We start from the raw sequence: 18,719 nt of genomic DNA, 5'->3' as shown, positions 1-18,719 counted from the left end.
TGTTCTTTAAACTCTTTTGTGAATGTTCTTCGTGTTCTTTTGGTCATTACTGATTCTCCTCCTACTAATTGTTGAGTTCAGTTTATATGACCTTAAAATATTTGTCTAACTAAGTGTAACCGATGCACTAACTACCTTCAAAAAACAATTAATAAAATGAGGCTCTACAACGCTTTGTAAAGTTAAAAAACACTCTTCCATTCTGTAATAGAATAAGTAAGAGTGTTTTTAGGTAGTGGAGCTGACGGGATTTGAACCCGTGACCCCTTGTCTGCCAGACAAGTATTCTCCCGCTGAACTACAGCCCCATTTTAAAACTTTAAATAGATGAAATTTGCAAAGCAATATTATTATATAACAATGATAGGGTAAAAGCAAGTTTTAAAGAAAATAGAGAAGATATTTGAAATAATAGACCCTTAATAAAGGGGTTTATTTTCTTGGTTATTCCTATTATCCCGTGGATTAAAAATTCATTTCCTTAATGTGCATATGAAATGTATTAACGAAATAGGGAACCCCACCATATTCCACAATATAAATCCCCAGTTCACATCCACCGAAATATGGTTATGGAAGTGTAGTCACTTTTGGTTTATTTATCGCTTATGATGTTTTAAACCCAACTTTTATTAGAGAACATAAACCCCACACAGTAAACTCACTCCTTGACCCCTTAGAATAAATCGGTTATTCTAAAGGCAGAATAAGGTTAGGCGAAGGAAATCTCTCGCCTTAGGATTTTGGGATTCTTACTTTGCCGAGTGAGAGTCTTTTTAGTGTCTTGGGTACATTTTTAAAAGCTATTGCCTAGTTTAGGTCTAAACGCAATAGATTTATTGGTGATATTTCGGTCCATATTTTGGTTGCCAAAGTTCAAATTGCTTATCTATTAATTAAGAAATCAGGTGATTATGATAGAAGAAAATAAATTATTATCAGCATTGTGTTATTGGAGTATCTTTTTTGCACCCATCTTGTTTCCAATCATTGTTTGGATTCTCGGAAATGAAACAACTAAACTACATGCGAAAAAAGCACTTTGGACACATATAATTCCAGCGATTGCATCACTTATTGCTATTCTTGTTCTTGCTGCCTTAGGATTAGGATTATCAGAACCAACTGGGGCATTTTATATTGCAACCATCATCGCCGTAGTCATATGCTTCCTTATTGATGTATACTACTTTATTTGGAATATTATTAAAGGGATAAAAGTAATTACGTATTAGGGCTCCAATATTAAGAAGTTTATCCAACCTAAACGGGCAGTGAGACTCCCGGTTCAAGCACCTGTGGAAACGAGGAAGGTAGGTGGGAGATCATCTGCCTGTAAAAGTCCAATAAGTGCGACTGACCATCAGTGGAGGATGAAGGCTCCCCACTGAAGTCGTCTTTATGAAGAACACTCTTGCTTATTCTATAGTTGAATAAGCAAGAGTGTTCTTTTGTTTGGTTAAGAAAGAGTACAATGAATTACCTGAACCTTCAGGTGGTTATGATTGAACCTTAATTGCTTTGTAAATATAATTAATTTTTAGAACTCTTAAACTTAAAACGATTGGGTGCTTTACTTCAACAGAATTAATGCCTTTTTTAATCAGCAAGTAATCAAAATTCGAGGTTGGATCCAAAAGTGGTCCAGTCTTTTTGTTTTGTCCAATACCCTCCAATATGCAGGTTTTTTGTTTCGCAATCGGGCCAAATTGTGGAGTATAGACATATTAAATACCGGGTAAATTAATTTAATGCCAAGATCAATTTGATTATAATGAGTGGCTTTCCGATGAGTAGGTACAAATAAAAAAGAACTAACACATTTTTAAACCACTTAGGTAAATAGGGTTTTTTTAGGGGGCTTGTTACAGAAGATGCCTGTATGAACGGTAGCTTCTGTACCTAAACGATTTTATTCGACGTAGTTGGCAAGTAAAATGTCGTCCTTTGCTAGTTACAAGGCGACATTGAACAGGTAATATAATATCTGTCCCGTCAACTAGACAGAACGCAATCACACTCAAAACTAGTGAATGTGTAGATAGCTAAAGGAGGGCCTGTTATGAAGTCTCATACTCGTATTAAAATCCCGGCAGGATTTTGGGCAGGCATACATCAATTAGGGATTGCTCCTCACGACGTCGCTCGAAAGGCACAACTGCCGCTCACCATTATTAATGAGCCAGTTGTCACCACCGATCAATATTTCGCGATTTGGCAGGCGTATTCAGATCTCATTGATGACACTGCCGAAGGAATCATCAAGCTTACGACAGTCTTTGAAACAGCGCATTACCCACCTGCCGTCTTAGCGACTTACCATGCTCGTAACTACCGTGACGCTCTAAAACGAATGGCACGATACAAACGAATGTGTCCCCCTGAAAGCTTACGTATCACCGAGGAAGGTGAGAACTGTACAATTGAACTAGATTGGTTATATACCGAGCAACCAGGTCCACCGCTGCTCGTTGGAATTACTCTGGCATTTCTTTTGGAGCTTGGACGTCGGGGCACAGGTCAACCGTTGATGGCAAAATTTGTCGAATTTACGCACTCGATGGGCGACATACAGGCACTTGAAGCTTACTTCGGCTGCCATATCCAGATCGGTGCAAATTGTAACAGGTTGACGCTACATCGAGGAGATTTGGACCTCCCTTTTGTCTCGTACAACGAAGAGTTGCTGGAAATTCTGACTCCCGTACTGGATAAATCGTTGGGTGAGCAGCAACACAGTCATTCAATCACCGAAATGGTCAAGTGGATCATGAAACGTAACCTTGCAGGAGGGCGCCCTGATATTCAGACTGTCGCAAGCGAGTTAGGGATGAGCGATCGTACCTTGCAACGCCGTCTTAATGACGAAGGCACAAGCTTCAAGCATCTTTTGACACAAGTCCGACATAACTTGGCTCGAGAATACTTGGCAGACCCCTCGTTCGATATTAAAGAAGTAGCCTTCATGATTGGATATGAAGATCAGAACTCGTTCTACCGCGCCTTCCGCATTTGGGAAGGTGATACTCCCGCAAATTGGCGTACTGAACATTTAGGTGCAGACTCGATACATTAACTTTGTATTAAAAGTGAATTTTTTAACACTATATTAAAAGAAGGAGAACCTAATAATAACTACAAAAGAATAGGAACTTTTTTATATTAACTTTTTATAAGCATAAGGGTAAATTAGGAGGAGAAATGTGTTATGGATATGGGGTTAAACAATAAAACGGCTTTAGTTACTGGATCAACGAAAGGTATAGGTAAAACGATTGCCATTGAACTTGCCAAAGAAGGTGTCAATGTACTAATTAATGGACGAAATTATGAAGAGGTAGAACGAATTGTAAATGAAATTAAATCGGATTTCCCGGCTACCTCTCCTCAAAATGCTACTGCTGATATTGTCGATATGGGGCAAAGAGAAGCTTTATTTAAAAAATACCCCACTATTGATATTTTAGTTAACAATATGGGTATTTATGAAATTATGCAATATGAGGACATTGATGATGAAGTATGGGAGAAATACTTCCGCACTAATGTTCTTGCTGCAAATGGATTATCTAAATTTTATTTACCTAAAATGTTAAAAAATGATTATGGTCGCATTATCTTTATTGCAAGTGAAGAAGCAATTATGCCTTCAGGACAAATGCCTCAGTATTGTATGACAAAATCAATGCTATTATCATTGTCAAAAAGCTTATCTAAATTAACAATAGGAAAAGAAGTTACAGTCAATACGATCATGCCAGGACCAACACTCTCTGAAAATGTGCATCAAATAATTGAGGGTATATACCTTAATGATGATATGACTTTTTCAGAAAAAGAGAAAGAATTTATGACTACAAACCTACCTCAATCTGAAATACAGCGATTTATCAAGCCAATTGAAATAGGTAGACTAACTACATTTGTATGTAGTCCTTATGCATCCGCATTTAAAGGTTCTCCAATCCGTATGGATGGGGGGATGGTACCGACTATTTTTTAACATTTTTCTATTTCAATATTGTATATAAGTTTAACAAACGTATAACAATAGGATGCTCCAATACTATAGAATTGGGGCATCCTATTTTCTTTCTTATTCCACGATCGGGCCAGATTAAATAATTCGCAATACCGTTTCATTTTTTTATAAAAAAACATAAAAAAATCTCCTTCCTATTACATTAACAGGAAAGAGACTTTTTTGTTTTCAATAATAAATTCATAAATAGTACGATTGTTTTTCATTGCTTCATTAAATCTCCACCTCGTTTTTTAATTTAAATCTGAAAGCAACATTCCATACTTAATGCTATCTGTCCATTCACCTTTATTCCAAAAATCTTGAATGAAATGAGCTTCTTTTCTCATACCAATACGCTCACATAATTTTTGTGATGCCTTATTTCTTGCATCAAGGTTAGCTTGTACACGATGTACACCAAATTCATAAAATAGTTTTTTAACTAAACTACTCACGGCTTCAGTTGCATAACCCCTTCCAGAAACCTCGTTAGAAAAACAGAAACCAATTTCAACAGTATCTTTAATATCTGTATACCATACAGATAAATCGCCAATTACTTTAATTCGGTTTACTACTGCTAAACTTAACATTGATTCCTTTGTGAGTGAACTATTCCCAAGCTTTTTATTAAATTCTTCCTGTAAATTTTCATGAGTCCACTTATCATGCAAGAGATATTTACATGTATCTTCATTATTATAAATGTTAAATACATCATGTAAGTCATTACTTTTAAATGGTCTAATTGTTAATCTTTCAGTTTTAAATTCCAAAAAACTCACCCTTTCCTTATTCTGCAAAATGACCCGATTACTGAACTATAGCTTTTTAGTAAAGTTTATAATTTCATTATATATTTAAAAGCAGATGTTTTCTCATATATTGAACTAATTATTCTCTAATAATTATAGTATAGATAAAAAAAGTTTGATTAAGTTTTGTGGCTATTTATAATTTTATTTCTATATTGAGAGCTCCACCTCCAATTTGATTGTGCTCCCCGCAATCTCCGTCCCCAGTCGGACAATCTATCAACCGCTAGCATGTTGGGATAATATTCAATTCTAGTAAACTAAAGCTAACAAAATGAAATATACGAGGTGATAGCGATGGCTGATTTTTTCAGTTCAATGGGAGATCCAATTGTTCAAGAAAATATAGTGGAAGTGGAGCGGGTGAAAGAGCTTGCTGTAAATTCTGATGTTACGAGCGTCCATTTTTCAGTTCATGATAAGAAAAGAGTTGATATTGTGCTGGAAACGTTTGAAAAAGGAGAAGATCTTGCTGTTCGGCTTATAAATGAAAGATTGGAAATTAATGTGGGGATACCAAGAAAATGGGGGATCTTTCAGATGAAAAAGCGGTTTGGTAAGCTCACGATATATTTACCGGAACAATTTGCCGAACGATACGAGGTGAAATGTTCCATTGGCAATGTGCGAATGGCTGATATGATTTTCAAGCAGCTTGAGATGAAGGCGGGTGCAGGAGAAGTTGAGATTTGTGCCATCAGTGCTGAATATCTAATGCTCGAGTCAGGAGCGGGAAATATGAAGTTGCGAGAAATCAATGCAGGTCATATAGTTGCCACGACCGGCGCGGGAAATATTAAAGGGACTGCATGTCACGGAGAGCTGACGATTCATTCAGGAGCGGGAAATATTGAATTTCATGTGGATGGGGAAGATGATCTCTTGATGAAGTCAGGGGCTGGAAATATTCACGTTCATTTTCCAAATCCTGAACAGTTAAATGCAACAATCGAAGCAACGGCTGGACTTGGTAGTGTGCGGACAGATTTACCTGTAGGGTTTGAGAAATCAGGGGAATTTTCAAGTGTATTGGGAAACGGTGAGAGAGATTTGAAATTTACCGCTGGGATTGGCAGTATTAAACTTTCCAAGGTGTAAAGATGTAAGGGAAAAGAACCCACCATTTGATACTGAGCTGGGACATCAGGGTCTGACCCCGTGTCCCAGTTTGACTAGATAATAGGGTAATTCTCTTCATATCGTGGATTATAATAATAGGGTGGTCTTGGTCCGATCAAGGGCATGGTAAATGTTTGTGGATTATCATCATATAACAATTGCACTGTTTTATCGGAATGATTGATTAGTAATAACTTTACTTCTGGATTATAGTAATGCAAACGATACCCTCCTTCCATAGGTCACTCTTTCACTTTATTCAACCTAGGTAATGATTGAGCCCGTACAAGAGCGATAATTTTAATATCACGAACAATGACCATGCACTTTAATAGTATCAGTGACATAACCTAGGACAAATGACTATTTCAGGGAGGTCACTATGTCTCTAGATCAGCAGAAAAACAAAAACACGGATGGACGCGATTATCCAATGTATCCCAATTACGGGAAGATAACGAGATACGAAGAAATCCCGATTACAGTTCCTGAACAGCGGCAGTTACGTCAACCAGGTGTAGAGAAGCTGATGGTTCCGCGGCCAATTATCGAAAATCCAAATTATAAAGGCAGCGATAAATTAAAAGGAAAAGTAGCTCTTATCACAGGTGGTGATAGTGGAATGGGGGCAGCAGCCGCTATCGCTTTTGCAAAAGAAGGGGCGAATATTGCGATTGCTTATTTAGATGAGCATGAGGATGCGAATCGGACAAAGAGAAGAATTGAGGAGCTTGGACAAAGTTGTTTATTGCTGCCTGGTGACTTGCGAGAAAAAGAGCAGTGTATCGACATTGTGGAAAAAACGATTCAAAAATGGGGACAGCTTGATATTTTATGTAACCATGTCGGAATTCAATTCCAACAATTGAGCTTGCTTGATATTTCCGATGAACAATTTGATGATACGTTTAAAGTAAATATTTACTCGCATTTCTTCACCACTCGTGCAGCACTTCCTTACTTAAAAGCAGGCAGCTCCATCATTAATACATCTTCTGTTGTGACATACGATGGGAATGATCAATTAATCGATTATACAGCAACGAAGGGAGCTATTATTGGGTTTACCCGTGCGCTTGCAAATAGTTTGATCGATCAGGGGATCCGAGTAAATGCTATTGCACCGGGACGGATTTGGACGCCACTCATCCCAGCGAGCTTTTCTGCAGATGAAGTGACATTAGCTGGGAACCCGATGCAACGTCAAGGGCAGCCCTTTGAAGTTGCACCAACCTTTGTCTATCTCGCATCAGATGATTCACGCTTTGTGACAGGGCAAACACTTCATGTAAATGGTGGGCAATGGAGTTCATCTTAAAATAAAAAAGATACTGCATTAAACGAGAAGCCCTTGACGAGGAGGCTTCTTGTTTTATAGAGCTTAGATCATAAGAAATTCAACTTTCGCAGTCTGAAACAGTGAGCTATCCTCTGGTATAATCAGTGCAACTAGTAATTCATTGTAGCTTTGGGCACGATTCCAAGAACTTAATCAAGAGAGTAGAGACGTTTTAACTTTTAATTGCTCTTTTGAACAAATTCTGAATTCGTTCAGGCGATAAGAGGTGCTCTAATCCCCCGGATGAGCAAGATTAGAATTTGTTCAGGCAATAAGAGATGCTCTAATCCCCTGGATGAGCAAGATTAGAATTCGTTCGGTCGATAAGAGATGCTTTAATCCCCCGAATAAACAAAAATCGGGTTTGTTCGAGCATATAGAGTTCTTAACCAACATCTGAAACACTTACTTATTCAATTTCGCGCAGTTAAGCTGTCCGTTTAGCGAATATTATCCAGTGGAAGAGAAAGTGATTTTAAAATAATTATTTTTTCTAAAGTAAATAGGTCATCCAATATAGTTGGATTATACCATAATTAGAAAGAGGGACGACGCATGCAATTACAGCAAAAGAATTGGAAAAAATATGACCATTGGGGCTGGAAAGAATTCGTATTACTAATGCTAGTTGAATTTGGATTGATACTTGGAGTGGTCAAGCCTTTTATTCAACCAATTGGCGAGTTTGTGAGTTGTCTAAGGTTGAGGGTTGCCACATCTACTAATTTTGACCGAAGAGTGAAACTTTACATTGACGGAAACGTAATAATTAGAAAGGAAGCGTACATCAAGGAAAGTTTATCATCTGAATGAAATAATAAAAAGGAGCTCTTGGTCGTGAAAAAATTTTTAATGGTCTTATTTTTGTTAATTCTAGCTATAGCTGCGATTTTAATCGCGGCGAGACATCCGACGGACCCTAATACTGTTTCGTATGATGAACCACTTGGTTTGTGGTTGTCCATTGGAATGGCTGTTATTCTTTTTTTACCGGGGCTGATTCTAGCTTTATTCAAAAATCGGACTGCAAACATTATATTTATCGTATTTCAAGCAATTGTAGCAATTGCATTTCTAGGGATGGTACCAATTGGGTTTATTATCCAGAAAAGTATTGGAGTAAGTGTCGTTGCAATTCTAGGTGTGCTAATCAGTATTGCGTGCATTGTAATAACAGCAAGAAGCAGTTTGAAAAGAGAAGTTAAGCTCTAAATATAAACTAGGGAAAAATATACAAGGGGAACTCTTAATGCAAAAGAAACTGATATTTATTAGTCTCATTACCGTTGTCGTGATAATTGCAGCTATTCCAGCTAGTTTTCTTTATGTACTAAATAATGGAAACCCATATACGAAATATATTGCGAATAAGCACGTGCCAGCTTACCTTGGGGAGCAAGGCTATACTGATGGAGAAATCGCTGACGCACATTATGTAGAGCCGAAGCATTTGATTAATAGAGATTTTTATCACGGGCATTATATGGTTGTTTTCAAGGATGAACGAGATATAACTTATTATTATGGGGTAACGAAAAAGGGGAAAGAGGTAAAGCAGTTTTGCGAGAAAGATATTCTTCTTCCAAATGGTGTTACTGATATTTTTGAAGAAGCTACCAAATATAGTGAAAAAGAATGCCACCATTCACTTGATAATAGATAAGGATAGAACATATTTCACATGCCAAGTTAATTGAAATAGAGAATTGTGGTATTAGACTAGTGAGGAAAACCAGATGTTATGAATAAACTAGCTTCTGGATTCTTTGAACTAATTTACGAAACAATGGAAGGGGAGAATCAGTTGGAACTTGGAAAGGAATATTTGAAAATCGTAATTGATAGGTTTCAAAGCGTAAAAATCCTAGGGGACAAAACGATAAATCAGTTATCAGAACAGGAATTACATTGGAGTTATAATAGCGAGTCGAATAGCATTGCTGTTATTGTTAAGCATGTAAGTGGAAATATGGTTTCAAGATGGAGCGACTTTCTAACGACAGACGGTGAAAAAGCTGACAGAAACCGTGAGCAAGAATTCATAGATGACATTTCGGGGAAATCAGACATCATTACTTACTGGGAAAAGGGCTGGAAAGTTTTATTCGATACCCTTCATGGCTTAGACGAGTTGGATTTAATGAAGAATATATCTATTCGGGGAGAAAATCATTTGGTTATGGAAGCGATCGAAAGACAAGTAGCACATTATGCATATCATGTTGGCCAAATTGTCTATATCGGTAAGCAATTGAAAGGGGAAAACTGGAAAAGTTTAAGCATTCCTAGAGGAAAGTCAGAGGAATATTTAAAGGAAATGCTTAAAAAGCAAAAAAGAAGTTAACCTCTATAACTTTTAATTATCTCTTTATATAATAATTATATATTTTATTTATTGACTAATTTTTAGTAAAGTTAAACTAGCGGTAGATAAGGAAAAATACGGAGGAATTCACATGATTATTGGTCTGCATCATGTTCAAATTACAATACCAAAGGGCATGGAAACGGAAGCGAAAAAATTTTATTGCAGTGTCTTAGGATTACCTGAAGTTGAAAAGCCGGAATCTCTGCAAGGGCGCGGGGGATTTTGGCTAAAAGTAGGGGGCAAAGAGATACATGTCGGAACAGAAGAGGGTTTCGATCGAACAAAAACAAAAGCTCATGTAGCTTACCAAGTGAAGGATATCACATATTGGAGAAGGGTTTTAGAAGAGAATGGTGTGGAGATTATAGAATCCATACCAATCCCCAATTATGAGCGGTTTGAATTTAGAGATCCTTTCGGTAATAGGGTGGAGATGCTGCAGGAAACTTCGCATGAAGGAGAGTTAAATTATTGAAGAATCCATCCATTTAATTGAGAATTGTTATCATTTAGTGTATATTAAATGGTAACAATCCAGATTATGGAGTGAGGAGAATAAGTCATGCAAATATATTGGACTAAAATAAATAATATTATAGAAGAAACACCAGAGGTTAAAACCTACCATGTCGATTGCCCGGAAGGTCTGACATGGGAAGAAGGCGCCCATATTCACTTGGCACTGGAAGGATTTAATGCGGGAGATAAGCCAAACCGCAGTTTAATTCGCCACATGTCCATATCCACTTTACCTCATGAAGCTTCTATCGGTATTACTACACGCATTAGAGAGCAGTGTTCGGAGTTTAAAGCGAATTTAAGAGCGCTTGAAGTCGGCGATGAAGTTGCCATTTTTAAAATCCATTCGAATGTACCGCTAAAAAGAGAAGACAAAAATGTTTACCTGCTGTCATCAGGTGTCGGGTTGGCAACTTTCAGACCGCTTGTACTTGATTATTTCGACCGTGCTGACAACGTTAAACAAATCCATTCCTTAAACATCGATTCATCAAGAGATTTCCTATTCCCAGATATTTTTGCATCCGCCCCTGACAAGAAGTTCACATCACAGTTTGTCGATAACCGTGAAGATTACTATGGAGAGGTGAAAAATCTTGCTGAAGATAGGGATGGCCTTTTCTATGTTGTTGGCAGTGACGAATTCCTAAAGCAGAACATTGCAGTATTGCAAGAGCAGGGCATCAAGCCAGAACAGATTATGCTCGACAAACGTGAACAACAATTGCCTGAGTTTTTATCACGTATTAACGGTCTGTAATACCCCATCGTCTAAACATGAGGGAAAACCAATATGCTGTGAAGGGGGGTAAACAGTCCGTAAATACCTGATTCTGTTCAACTAACATTCAGTGGGGAGGTAAGGAATTCCCCACTGAATGAAGTTTCACTTTATCAGTAGATTTGCCAGTTTAGGAAGTTCATTCATTCACTATGCGTGAGTTCTCTTGGCTAGGATAGTCGGTGATTACATTAAAAAACAGGGCTTGGGGATTTTATCTCCAAGTCCTGTTTCCATCTCTATTACAATTCTTTCGCAAACTCCAAAAAGTAATCCAGCGCTTGCTGATTGCCTAGCGAACCTTTATTTACAACTCTTTCCAGTGGTTGACCCATCAGAATCTTCTTTACAGGTACTTCTAGCTTTTTACCATTCAATGTTTTCGGCAAGTCTGGTGCTGCATAGATACCTGTTGGAACATGACGCGGTGAGCAATAATCCCGAATCTGTTTCTTAATACTTGTCTTTAACTCATCCGTGAGCTCGTATCCTTCTTTTAAGACGATAAATAATGGGGTGTGGGAATCCCCGGAAGGTGACGGGATATCGACGATTAAGCTGTCTTCAATTTCTGGGATCTTATCAACAGCACGATAAATTTCACTTGTACCAATCCGGATGCCCCCCCGATTGATTGTTGCATCCGAGCGTCCATAAATGACGCAAGTTCCCCGGTCTGTCACTTTGATATAATCTCCGTGACTCCAGATTCCATCATACAAGTCAAAATAACTTTCATAGAGACGCGTTCCATCCGCATCATCCCAGAAGAAAATAGGCATCGCTGGGAAAGGTTCGGTTAGCACAAGTTCCCCGACTTCATCAATATGGGCATGGCCTGCTTCATCAAAACTTTCCACTTTTGCCCCGAGACCACGGCATTGCAATTCCCCGGCATAGACTGGTAAAACAGGTGCTCCAATAACGAAGGCTGTACAAACATCGGTGCCGCCACTGACGGAAGCAATCCAGAGATCCTCTTTCACGTTATCATAGGACCATTTGAAACCTTCAGGCGGAAGAGGGGAGCCAGTCGAGCTAATATTCTGTAATGCGCTTAGGTCAAATTTCTCTTTCGGCTTAAGATCTTCTTTCATGCATGCTGTGATGTAGCTTGCACTTGTTCCGAATAGGTTCATCTTCGTATCTTGAGCTAGCTTCCAAAGCGTATCGGTGGATGGATATGCAGGATTTCCGTCATAAAGTATGATCGTTGTTCCCGTCAGCAGGCCGCCGATTAGGAAATTCCACATCATCCAGCCTGTTGTTGTGAACCAGAAGAAGCGATCATCCTCACCTAAGTCACAATGGAAGGTGAGCGCCTTCAGATGTTCGATTAACATACCGCCTTGACTATGTACGATTGGTTTAGGCTTTCCAGTCGTGCCGGAAGAGAATAAGATCCAAAGCGGTTCATTGAATTCGACGTGTTCAAACGTTAAGACTTTTGTTTCTGTATTTTCTGTAGCCTTTTCCCAGCTAATTGGGTTTTTCAGCTTGCTAAAGTCAGCATCGGTTTGTAAATAAGGTATCGTGATGGTTGCTTCAAGAGAAGGGATTTCCGATTGAATCGATTGGACAGTCTCCAGTCGGTCGAACTCTTTCCCGCCATAACGGTAGCCATCTACGGTGAACATAACTTTTGGTTCGATTTGTTTAAAACGGTCTATGACACTTTGCGTTCCGAAGTCAGGTGACGCGCTGGACCAGATTGCTCCTAAGCTTGCGGTTGCAAGGAAAGCGACAACGGTTTCATAGTTATTGGCACTATAGCTAACGACTCGATCCCCTTTTTGCACACCGAGTTTCTTCAATGTTTGCTGGATGGCTAAGGTGTCCTCGTACAACTTCCCCCAGCTCACTTCTCTAAGTTCAGGTCGTACTTCGGATGTATGGATAATTGCCGTTTTCTCTGAATCTCTATTTCTAAAAACATGTTCCGTATAATTGATTTTAGCACCTTCAAACCATTTCGCACCGGGCATTTTCCGTGCAGAGAGGACGGTTCGATAAGGGGTGCTTGATTCGATATCAAAGTATTCCCACATCGCTTCCCAGAATGCTTCCAGTTCGGATACGGACCAATCCCATAGTTTGTCATAGCTATCAAATGAAAGGTTGCGATTTTGTTGCAGCCAGACCATGAAGTGGTTCAGATTGCTGTTTTCTTTTCGCTCTTGTGTTGGTTCCCATAATAATGTGCCTTCTTGAATGCGCTCCATCTGACGACCTCCTTATAGTTTTGTGAATTACTATCATTATATGAAAACGCTTGCTGTGTGTAAAGGAAACCTTCTATATAGGATAGGAAGGGGATGATTGCCCCTTAAACACAATCTATCACCCGAGAAGTTGATTTAAGGAAGTAATATTTTCCATTAAAAACCTTTTGTTTTTTTCCAATCCTCGTCGTTTGCACCAGCCGATACTGTTAAAAGCATCGGTGAAGCGATAAAATGGCAGTACGATTTCTAAATTAACTAAGGGACTTACACTGTTATATCCATTTGTATATGCTTGCAATAATTTTTCATCATAGCTTAAATAATCCCGGTACAATTTAGTAAAATCCACTTCTGTAGCTCCAAATCTCACACTTTCAAAATCGATTATTCCAGAAACGTTCCCATTATTGATTATTATATTTGCCGGTCGAAAATCCATATGAATAAAACTTGGGCCATCGGGTTTCGGCAGCTGATTTTTCATGAACTCAAATTTGTTTAGAGCCTTTTTAAATAAATGATCATCTATTATTTCTTTTACATCCTCTGCAAAACTGTAAAATTGTTTTTCAATAAACAAGGGCCAATTAGCAAATTCGTTTTGGACCGTATGTAATGGATGTGGTGGCTCGATGCCATGCATGGATGCATGTACAACACCAACTTGATAGGCTGTTGCTTGGGAATCGTTTTCCGACAGGGGCTGTCCCTTTAATGCAGATAACAATAGAGCTCCCGGTATTTCCTCATTACCGGACCAAGAATCCAATAATTCCGGGATGGGGATGATTCCTTTTAAAATGTGATAAGCTTCCAGTTCCCTTTGGAATTTTAAGTTGGAATAAGGAATCTTTAAGAAAACATACTCATTATTTGATAATTGACATCGATAGACAGTAGAACTGTGTGAATCATCTACCTCATGAATCGTATCTAATTGTAAGTCAAATTGTTGAATGATACGCTGTAACATAATATTTCCCTCGCTCCCCCTATGTTCAGATTAGTTATTGATTAACTCCTTAACCCACTGAATACCCTCCTCGACAAAAGCTTTAGTAGGATTGGAATGTGGGGTATGCTCGAAAACAAAAAATACATCGGGACTTTTAGCTAGCTGTTTGATTAGTTCTTTTACTTGAAAATGGGAATGGTCAGCTTCGTATGACGGGTGGACTGGTATCCATATATATTTTTCACCGTGGAACTCTACATGATGTAAGTGAACGACTTTAATATGATCGCGCCATTTCTTCACATAGTTTAAAGCAGCGCTGCCGGTAGCGAGTAAGTAATCGCCAACGTCAATACATAGTTTAATCCCATATTTGTTCCAAGTCTCGAGAGGGAACCGGTCCAATGCTTGAATGCCAAAGGGAGAGCGGTTATGTCCCAGTTTCGGTTCACAGACGATCGGGATGGCATACTTTTCTTGCAGTTGGTGGAATCTTTTCAATCCGTTTTCAATCATGTCATTTGTATCCAGGTCTTTTTCTTCTTTAAAATATGGGAAATGGACTAAAATATACGCTGCACCTAATCGGGCCATAGCCTCAACCTCAGATTCAAACTGTTCCCAAGCTTCCTCTGGTTCAAATTGCACCTTCTCCACTAGATCGTATTTACTCATGTGTCTAAGTAATGGTGAGTGGATACCATATGTTATGTTTTCTTGTCTCTTAAAATGTAAGAATTGGTGGAAAGCTGCTTCATCTGGAAATTCCCCGATTTCAATATGGTTGATCATTTCATAGGTGAACAAGTCTCGTAGCTTGCTGGGGTCGGATAAAATCACACTTCCAGAAAGTCCGATGGAATGGGCCATGTCGCAAATACCTCCTATTAGGGATTAAATACACCAAAGAAATCTTAAAAATCACTCTAACTTCTGATCAGCCAATTGTACAAATTCAAATCCTGCTGCTTGTAAAAGAGGAACTGCGGTACGCACACCCTCGGCTGTTCCGCTATTTGGCTGGTTCATATGCAACAACGCAATCGATCCTGCCTCAGCATCAAGTAAAGCACGTTCCACTTCCGCAGCAGAATACGTCGCGCCCGCATCTCCTAAAATATCAAAATTTACAATTTCATATCCTAAGTCGTTGGCAAGTTCCACAGCAATCTCATCATAAAAGGCTGTTCCGGAGCGGAAGAGCTTCATGTCACGTCCGGTTAACTCCTTTATGGTATCGTGATTGCCCATGATTTCAGCAAAAACCTCTTCCGCTGAATTCGTGCCCGGAATTCCCCAGGCCTCAGCCCCATCAACAGAAAGAGGAGCGTGGGTCGTTCCGTGGTTTTCGATTTGGAAAAGCGGATCATTTGCGAGCTCCAGGAAAGTCTCTTCGTTGTCTGAGATCCAGCGTTTATTTACAAATAACGTAGCGGGAATTTCATCGTCACGTAGAAATGTAATCAATGCTTCGTCATAACCGTTGCCGAAGTCGCCACCACACGCGTCAAACGTCAGAGCGATTTCTTTTTTATCTGTAACGAATCGCGTTTTCACTCCTGTGACATTTTCTCCCCATTCTTTAGGTTCACGTTCGTATGACGTTAAATCAATCTCTAATTCTAGTTGTTCTTTAAATTTCACGTTTTGCACGATCCCTGCCACTTTTTTAGGTTCAGAAATGGTAGGTTCATTGCAACCCACGAGAAAAATTAAGCTTATAAGTAATATGATATATCTCATTCCACTAACCTCATATCTTCGTTTTTTATTTTGACAAAATTGAGGGAGTTCATTATGTTTTATCTAAAGTATAATTAACGTCTATCAGTATAACAAGGAGAGGATGGAATGAAAAAAGTATATGGTTTTACAGTGGACGATGAAACGCGTTGTACTCACTACCAAACGAAAAAAGACATTATCGCTATCAAATTCAAGTGCTGCGATAAATACTACCCATGCTACAAATGCCATGCGGAGGCGGAAGATCACAAGCCGATATTATGGGAAAGGACGGAATATGATGAAAAAGCTGTGCTATGCGGTGTCTGTCGTAAGGAGCATACGATTGATGAATATTTGCACACGGATCGCTGCTTAAGATGCGCATCTCTATTTAATGAAGCTTGCGAATACCATTATCATTTGTATTGGAAACGGTAGTAAAGTAAATGCTGAATCTCTGAAACGGGGGTACGTTTTAAATTACCCAGATGAAATAGAGCGGCTGATGATAAGGAGTAAGATAGCCCTCGTATAGCTGGTTGGGTGAAAACCATTTTACTTCTTCGTCAAACTCAGTTTACATATAATTTTAAAAATTGTAAAACACTTTCTTTTATTGGTATTGGAGTTTTCCGAAAACCCGTATTAAAGTAATAAAATCGAAAAGATGAGATTAACTCTAAGAGAATATGCTACAATAATAAAAGATAAAGCTGTCATTAATATCGGACAAAGGAGGTTGAACAATGGCTATAAGTAATGAAGAATTAGTTGAAATGATAAAGAACCTACCACAATCCGCTAAGAAATCAGCATATGATTATTTAAAATATTTAACCATAAGCCATGCCCGACCAAATTGGGATGAAATTATGGAATTAGAACCGGACGAAACTCCTTTGAGTGAAGAGGAAAAACGACAACTAAAGAATAACTCTGAGTTTGTGTCATGGGAGGAAGCAATGGATGAGCTTAACTTACCAACTGACACTGAGTCGTGAATCGATTAAATTTTTAAAAAAGCAAGAGAAATCTGTACAAGTTAGAATAATAAAAGCTTTACAAGGGCTTACAATACAACCTCCAATGGGTGATATAAGACCATTGAAGGGAAGAAAACGACAATTAAGACTTAGAGTTGGAACATATAGAGTTATATTTGAAGCTAATCACAATGAGAGAGTAATTTATATACTAACTATTGATAACCGTGGCGGTATATATAAATAATTTGAAGAATATTAATGAAGAACGTGTAATTTTTCAAGGACGATTTTATATTGTGACACTAGTTTCATAAAGGTTACTAACACTATACTATCTTTTCCAATCAAAAAACTCCTAAAGCCTCCTCATACCTCTTACCAGCTTTAGGAGTTCATTTTAATCTTTTTTCGAAACAGCCTGTGTCATCTGATGCCACACCGATCCCTTCGCTTCCTCGCCGCCTTTAATTCGCTCTAAGGCGAGTTGCACTTGCATGCGTACTTCAAATTCTGGATCATTAACCTTTGCCTCAAGGGCAGGAATGGCACGTTCGTCCCCGACTTCATAAAGGAACATGGCACCTCTCCAGCGAACAATCTGACTTTTATCATCCAATGTTTTAATCATTTCCGGGATTGCTTCTGTAAATCCAAGGTCGGATAGACAATCTCCTGCTGTTCGCCTTACGTTCACTGCCTTGTCTTTTAGTGCCTTATACAGTGATGGCAGCACTTCCGGTTCTTCAATCATGCCAAGGTAAGCAGTTGCGAGTCTCCGGACAGATGCCTTTGCATCATCCAACGCTTTATCTAACAGCGGAAGATGCTTAAGCGTTGGTTCAATAATTTTATCGAGTGCTGCATAACGCACTTTCCAATCGGGATCATCTAGGACCTCTAATGGTATGTCATCATCTGAGTCACGTTCCAGTTCCGAAGCGTCGCGATCCTCAATAGCAAGTTCAACAAGCTGATTGAGCTTTTCCTTATCATGGGTAGCAATCAGTTCTTCTACTACTTCTTTACCAATTTCATCACTTTTTCCGTAACGGGGATCCTGTTCAACCCATTTACGTTCGAAAATGAAACTTTCCGACGCCGCAGTTGCTTTCATGATTGCTTCTTGGAATTCTTCCGGAAGGCCGAAACGTTTTTCATCATCGCCTTCTTCTAGCTTTACTTGGATTGGAATACCACGGAAAAATTGGACGAACACGTTTATTTCCCCGAAATCTTGTGTCGGTTCGCTTGCATCTTCCATATGTAAGTCCTCGACAGTTTCTTCCGACCCAAGCACTTCACGCACTTGAGGAAGGAGTTCTTCCCAAGGAACTTTCGGAGCTCGTGCTAGTGCAATGAAATCAACGACACGATAAATATTTTTAACACCTTCAATTTGAAAGAGCTCTTTCACATATTCAGGAGCATTTGTTAAGTCATCACCAGCTTTATAATTATAATTTTCACCAGCTGGAAGTTCCTCACTCACATTGATTTTCATGGAGTGGGGGCTTGGCGTCGGTTCAATTGAAGTAATTCTCACCGTAAAAAACCTCCTAAGACTTCTCGTTGTATAAGAAACTATAAAATAAAAATGCTATGGCAACTTAGGTATCTAGGGCTAGCCGCGTCCGGCTCAAGCGCCCAGCAACTATCAAACTTCACACTCCTCCAATCGATAAGTCAACATCAACTCAAAGAGAAAAGGAAGGCCGACTAAGAACGGGCCAAGGCCCAACATCGGCATACCCCTAAAGGGGCATGTTTCCTTTATCTCATTCCGGAGTGCTCCAGTTTGTACGTTGCTACGACGCACAGGATGTGCTAGTACAGGCGTTGCGACAGGACGTCGCGTACTTA

21 protein-coding genes and 1 tRNA gene are annotated in these 18,719 nt (G+C 39.0%); 14 read left to right on the top strand and 8 right to left on the bottom strand.

Features of this window, described 5'->3' with window-relative positions; all coding sequences use genetic code 11:
- Positions 1–236: 236 nt before the first annotated feature.
- Positions 237–308: transfer RNA gene (locus tag GN217_RS07830), tRNA-Ala, on the bottom strand.
- 606 nt (positions 309–914) lie between these two features.
- Here GN217_RS07830 and GN217_RS07825 point away from each other — a divergent pair.
- The 3 genes from GN217_RS07825 (at position 915) to GN217_RS07815 (ending at position 4,003) form a co-directional block, all read left to right on the top strand.
- Entirely contained in the window at positions 915–1,235 is a 321-nt protein-coding gene (locus GN217_RS07825; RefSeq protein WP_370459744.1) for a magnetosome magnetite crystal formation protein family, read from the top strand.
- Positions 1,236–2,062: 827 nt separating this feature from the next.
- Positions 2,063–3,076 (top strand): AraC family transcriptional regulator, encoded by a 1,014-nt coding sequence (locus tag GN217_RS07820; protein WP_156856114.1) that lies wholly within the window; start codon positions 2,063–2,065, stop codon positions 3,074–3,076.
- Positions 3,077–3,208: 132 nt separating this feature from the next.
- Positions 3,209–4,003, top strand: a complete 795-nt coding sequence (locus GN217_RS07815; RefSeq protein ID WP_156856113.1) for an SDR family NAD(P)-dependent oxidoreductase — start codon at positions 3,209–3,211, stop codon at positions 4,001–4,003.
- A 272-nt stretch (positions 4,004–4,275) separates the two neighbouring features.
- Here GN217_RS07815 and GN217_RS07810 read toward each other — a convergent pair whose 3' ends face one another.
- The gene (locus GN217_RS07810) at positions 4,276–4,800 is read right to left on the bottom strand and encodes a GNAT family N-acetyltransferase (protein WP_156856112.1); all 525 of its coding nucleotides are present in this window, start codon (positions 4,798–4,800) and stop codon (positions 4,276–4,278) included.
- A 336-nt stretch (positions 4,801–5,136) separates the two neighbouring features.
- On the opposite strand from GN217_RS07810, the gene GN217_RS07805 reads away from it, so the two are divergent.
- Positions 5,137–5,937, top strand: coding sequence for a DUF4097 family beta strand repeat-containing protein (locus GN217_RS07805; RefSeq protein WP_156856111.1), 801 nt, complete (start codon positions 5,137–5,139; stop codon positions 5,935–5,937).
- Between the two features lie 74 nt (positions 5,938–6,011).
- Here GN217_RS07805 and GN217_RS07800 read toward each other — a convergent pair whose 3' ends face one another.
- Positions 6,012–6,197 carry a hypothetical protein gene (locus GN217_RS07800; RefSeq protein ID WP_156856110.1) on the bottom strand — a complete coding sequence of 62 codons (186 nt, stop codon included), beginning with the start codon at positions 6,195–6,197 and terminating at the stop codon, positions 6,012–6,014.
- 143 nt (positions 6,198–6,340) lie between these two features.
- Between GN217_RS07800 and GN217_RS07795 the strand changes: the two genes are divergently transcribed.
- From GN217_RS07795 to GN217_RS07765, 7 genes are all read left to right on the top strand, one after another.
- Positions 6,341–7,276, top strand: a complete 936-nt coding sequence (locus tag GN217_RS07795; protein WP_156856109.1) for an SDR family oxidoreductase — start codon at positions 6,341–6,343, stop codon at positions 7,274–7,276.
- 576 nt (positions 7,277–7,852) lie between these two features.
- Complete coding sequence (locus GN217_RS07790) at positions 7,853–8,110, top strand: hypothetical protein (RefSeq protein ID WP_156856108.1); 258 nt, start codon at positions 7,853–7,855, stop codon at positions 8,108–8,110.
- A gap of 24 nt (positions 8,111–8,134) precedes the next feature.
- On the top strand, positions 8,135–8,509 hold the full coding sequence (locus GN217_RS07785) for a hypothetical protein (protein ID WP_232334367.1): 375 nt from the start codon (positions 8,135–8,137) through the stop codon (positions 8,507–8,509).
- A gap of 37 nt (positions 8,510–8,546) precedes the next feature.
- Positions 8,547–8,960: a DUF3139 domain-containing protein gene (locus GN217_RS07780; protein WP_156856107.1), complete on the top strand. Its 414-nt coding sequence runs from the start codon at positions 8,547–8,549 to the stop codon at positions 8,958–8,960.
- A gap of 141 nt (positions 8,961–9,101) precedes the next feature.
- Complete coding sequence (locus tag GN217_RS07775; protein ID WP_156856126.1) at positions 9,102–9,641, top strand: DUF1572 family protein; 540 nt, start codon at positions 9,102–9,104, stop codon at positions 9,639–9,641.
- Between the two features lie 112 nt (positions 9,642–9,753).
- On the top strand, positions 9,754–10,140 hold the full coding sequence (locus tag GN217_RS07770) for a VOC family protein (protein ID WP_156856106.1): 387 nt from the start codon (positions 9,754–9,756) through the stop codon (positions 10,138–10,140).
- Between the two features lie 87 nt (positions 10,141–10,227).
- Complete coding sequence (locus GN217_RS07765) at positions 10,228–10,944, top strand: dihydropteridine reductase (protein WP_156856105.1); 717 nt, start codon at positions 10,228–10,230, stop codon at positions 10,942–10,944.
- 263 nt (positions 10,945–11,207) lie between these two features.
- Here the strand turns inward: GN217_RS07765 and GN217_RS07760 are convergent, their stop codons facing one another.
- The 4 genes from GN217_RS07760 to GN217_RS07745 all read right to left on the bottom strand — a co-directional run bounded on the left by GN217_RS07760 (position 11,208) and on the right by GN217_RS07745 (position 15,888).
- Positions 11,208–13,187 (bottom strand): acetoacetate--CoA ligase, encoded by a 1,980-nt coding sequence (locus tag GN217_RS07760; protein ID WP_156856104.1) that lies wholly within the window; start codon positions 13,185–13,187, stop codon positions 11,208–11,210.
- A gap of 118 nt (positions 13,188–13,305) precedes the next feature.
- Positions 13,306–14,163 (bottom strand): aminoglycoside phosphotransferase family protein, encoded by an 858-nt coding sequence (locus GN217_RS07755; RefSeq protein WP_156856103.1) that lies wholly within the window; start codon positions 14,161–14,163, stop codon positions 13,306–13,308.
- Between the two features lie 30 nt (positions 14,164–14,193).
- Complete coding sequence (locus GN217_RS07750) at positions 14,194–15,015, bottom strand: TIM barrel protein (protein WP_156856102.1); 822 nt, start codon at positions 15,013–15,015, stop codon at positions 14,194–14,196.
- A gap of 51 nt (positions 15,016–15,066) precedes the next feature.
- Positions 15,067–15,888: a polysaccharide deacetylase family protein gene (locus GN217_RS07745; RefSeq protein WP_156856101.1), complete on the bottom strand. Its 822-nt coding sequence runs from the start codon at positions 15,886–15,888 to the stop codon at positions 15,067–15,069.
- A 108-nt stretch (positions 15,889–15,996) separates the two neighbouring features.
- Here GN217_RS07745 and GN217_RS07740 point away from each other — a divergent pair, with 108 nt between their 5' ends.
- The 3 genes from GN217_RS07740 (at position 15,997) to GN217_RS07730 (ending at position 17,103) form a co-directional block, all read left to right on the top strand.
- Positions 15,997–16,311 (top strand): CHY zinc finger protein, encoded by a 315-nt coding sequence (locus tag GN217_RS07740; RefSeq protein WP_156856100.1) that lies wholly within the window; start codon positions 15,997–15,999, stop codon positions 16,309–16,311.
- Between the two features lie 308 nt (positions 16,312–16,619).
- Positions 16,620–16,874 carry a hypothetical protein gene (locus GN217_RS07735; RefSeq protein ID WP_156856099.1) on the top strand — a complete coding sequence of 85 codons (255 nt, stop codon included), beginning with the start codon at positions 16,620–16,622 and terminating at the stop codon, positions 16,872–16,874.
- Positions 16,840–17,103 carry a type II toxin-antitoxin system RelE family toxin gene (locus GN217_RS07730; protein ID WP_156856098.1) on the top strand — a complete coding sequence of 88 codons (264 nt, stop codon included), beginning with the start codon at positions 16,840–16,842 and terminating at the stop codon, positions 17,101–17,103. The genes GN217_RS07735 and GN217_RS07730 overlap by 35 nt, the downstream gene beginning before the upstream one ends.
- 153 nt (positions 17,104–17,256) lie before the next feature.
- On the opposite strand, the gene GN217_RS07725 is transcribed toward GN217_RS07730, so the two are convergent.
- On the bottom strand, positions 17,257–18,402 hold the full coding sequence (locus tag GN217_RS07725; RefSeq protein ID WP_156856097.1) for a conserved virulence factor C family protein: 1,146 nt from the start codon (positions 18,400–18,402) through the stop codon (positions 17,257–17,259).
- Between the last annotated feature and the right edge of the window lie 317 nt (positions 18,403–18,719).

Source organism: Oceanobacillus sp. AG (assembly GCF_009746545.1).
In the GTDB taxonomy this organism is placed as follows: domain Bacteria; phylum Bacillota; class Bacilli; order Bacillales; family Amphibacillaceae; genus Oceanobacillus; species Oceanobacillus indicireducens.
The sequence above is the reverse complement of the archived record's forward strand: the minus strand, read 5'-3'. Positions and strand labels throughout refer to the sequence as shown.

Coding starts and splice junctions, on each gene's coding strand:
- GN217_RS07825 (WP_370459744.1), top strand. CDS start 915: ATGATAGAAGAAAATAAATTATTATCAGCATTGTGTTATTGGAGTATC.
- GN217_RS07820 (WP_156856114.1), top strand. CDS start 2,063: ATGAAGTCTCATACTCGTATTAAAATCCCGGCAGGATTTTGGGCAGGC.
- GN217_RS07815 (WP_156856113.1), top strand. CDS start 3,209: ATGGATATGGGGTTAAACAATAAAACGGCTTTAGTTACTGGATCAACG.
- GN217_RS07805 (WP_156856111.1), top strand. CDS start 5,137: ATGGCTGATTTTTTCAGTTCAATGGGAGATCCAATTGTTCAAGAAAAT.
- GN217_RS07800 (WP_156856110.1), bottom strand. CDS start 6,197: ATGGAAGGAGGGTATCGTTTGCATTACTATAATCCAGAAGTAAAGTTA.
- GN217_RS07795 (WP_156856109.1), top strand. CDS start 6,341: ATGTCTCTAGATCAGCAGAAAAACAAAAACACGGATGGACGCGATTAT.
- GN217_RS07790 (WP_156856108.1), top strand. CDS start 7,853: ATGCAATTACAGCAAAAGAATTGGAAAAAATATGACCATTGGGGCTGG.
- GN217_RS07780 (WP_156856107.1), top strand. CDS start 8,547: ATGCAAAAGAAACTGATATTTATTAGTCTCATTACCGTTGTCGTGATA.
- GN217_RS07770 (WP_156856106.1), top strand. CDS start 9,754: ATGATTATTGGTCTGCATCATGTTCAAATTACAATACCAAAGGGCATG.
- GN217_RS07765 (WP_156856105.1), top strand. CDS start 10,228: ATGCAAATATATTGGACTAAAATAAATAATATTATAGAAGAAACACCA.
- GN217_RS07760 (WP_156856104.1), bottom strand. CDS start 13,187: ATGGAGCGCATTCAAGAAGGCACATTATTATGGGAACCAACACAAGAG.
- GN217_RS07755 (WP_156856103.1), bottom strand. CDS start 14,163: ATGTTACAGCGTATCATTCAACAATTTGACTTACAATTAGATACGATT.
- GN217_RS07750 (WP_156856102.1), bottom strand. CDS start 15,015: ATGGCCCATTCCATCGGACTTTCTGGAAGTGTGATTTTATCCGACCCC.
- GN217_RS07745 (WP_156856101.1), bottom strand. CDS start 15,888: ATGAGATATATCATATTACTTATAAGCTTAATTTTTCTCGTGGGTTGC.
- GN217_RS07740 (WP_156856100.1), top strand. CDS start 15,997: ATGAAAAAAGTATATGGTTTTACAGTGGACGATGAAACGCGTTGTACT.
- GN217_RS07735 (WP_156856099.1), top strand. CDS start 16,620: ATGGCTATAAGTAATGAAGAATTAGTTGAAATGATAAAGAACCTACCA.
- GN217_RS07730 (WP_156856098.1), top strand. CDS start 16,840: ATGAGCTTAACTTACCAACTGACACTGAGTCGTGAATCGATTAAATTT.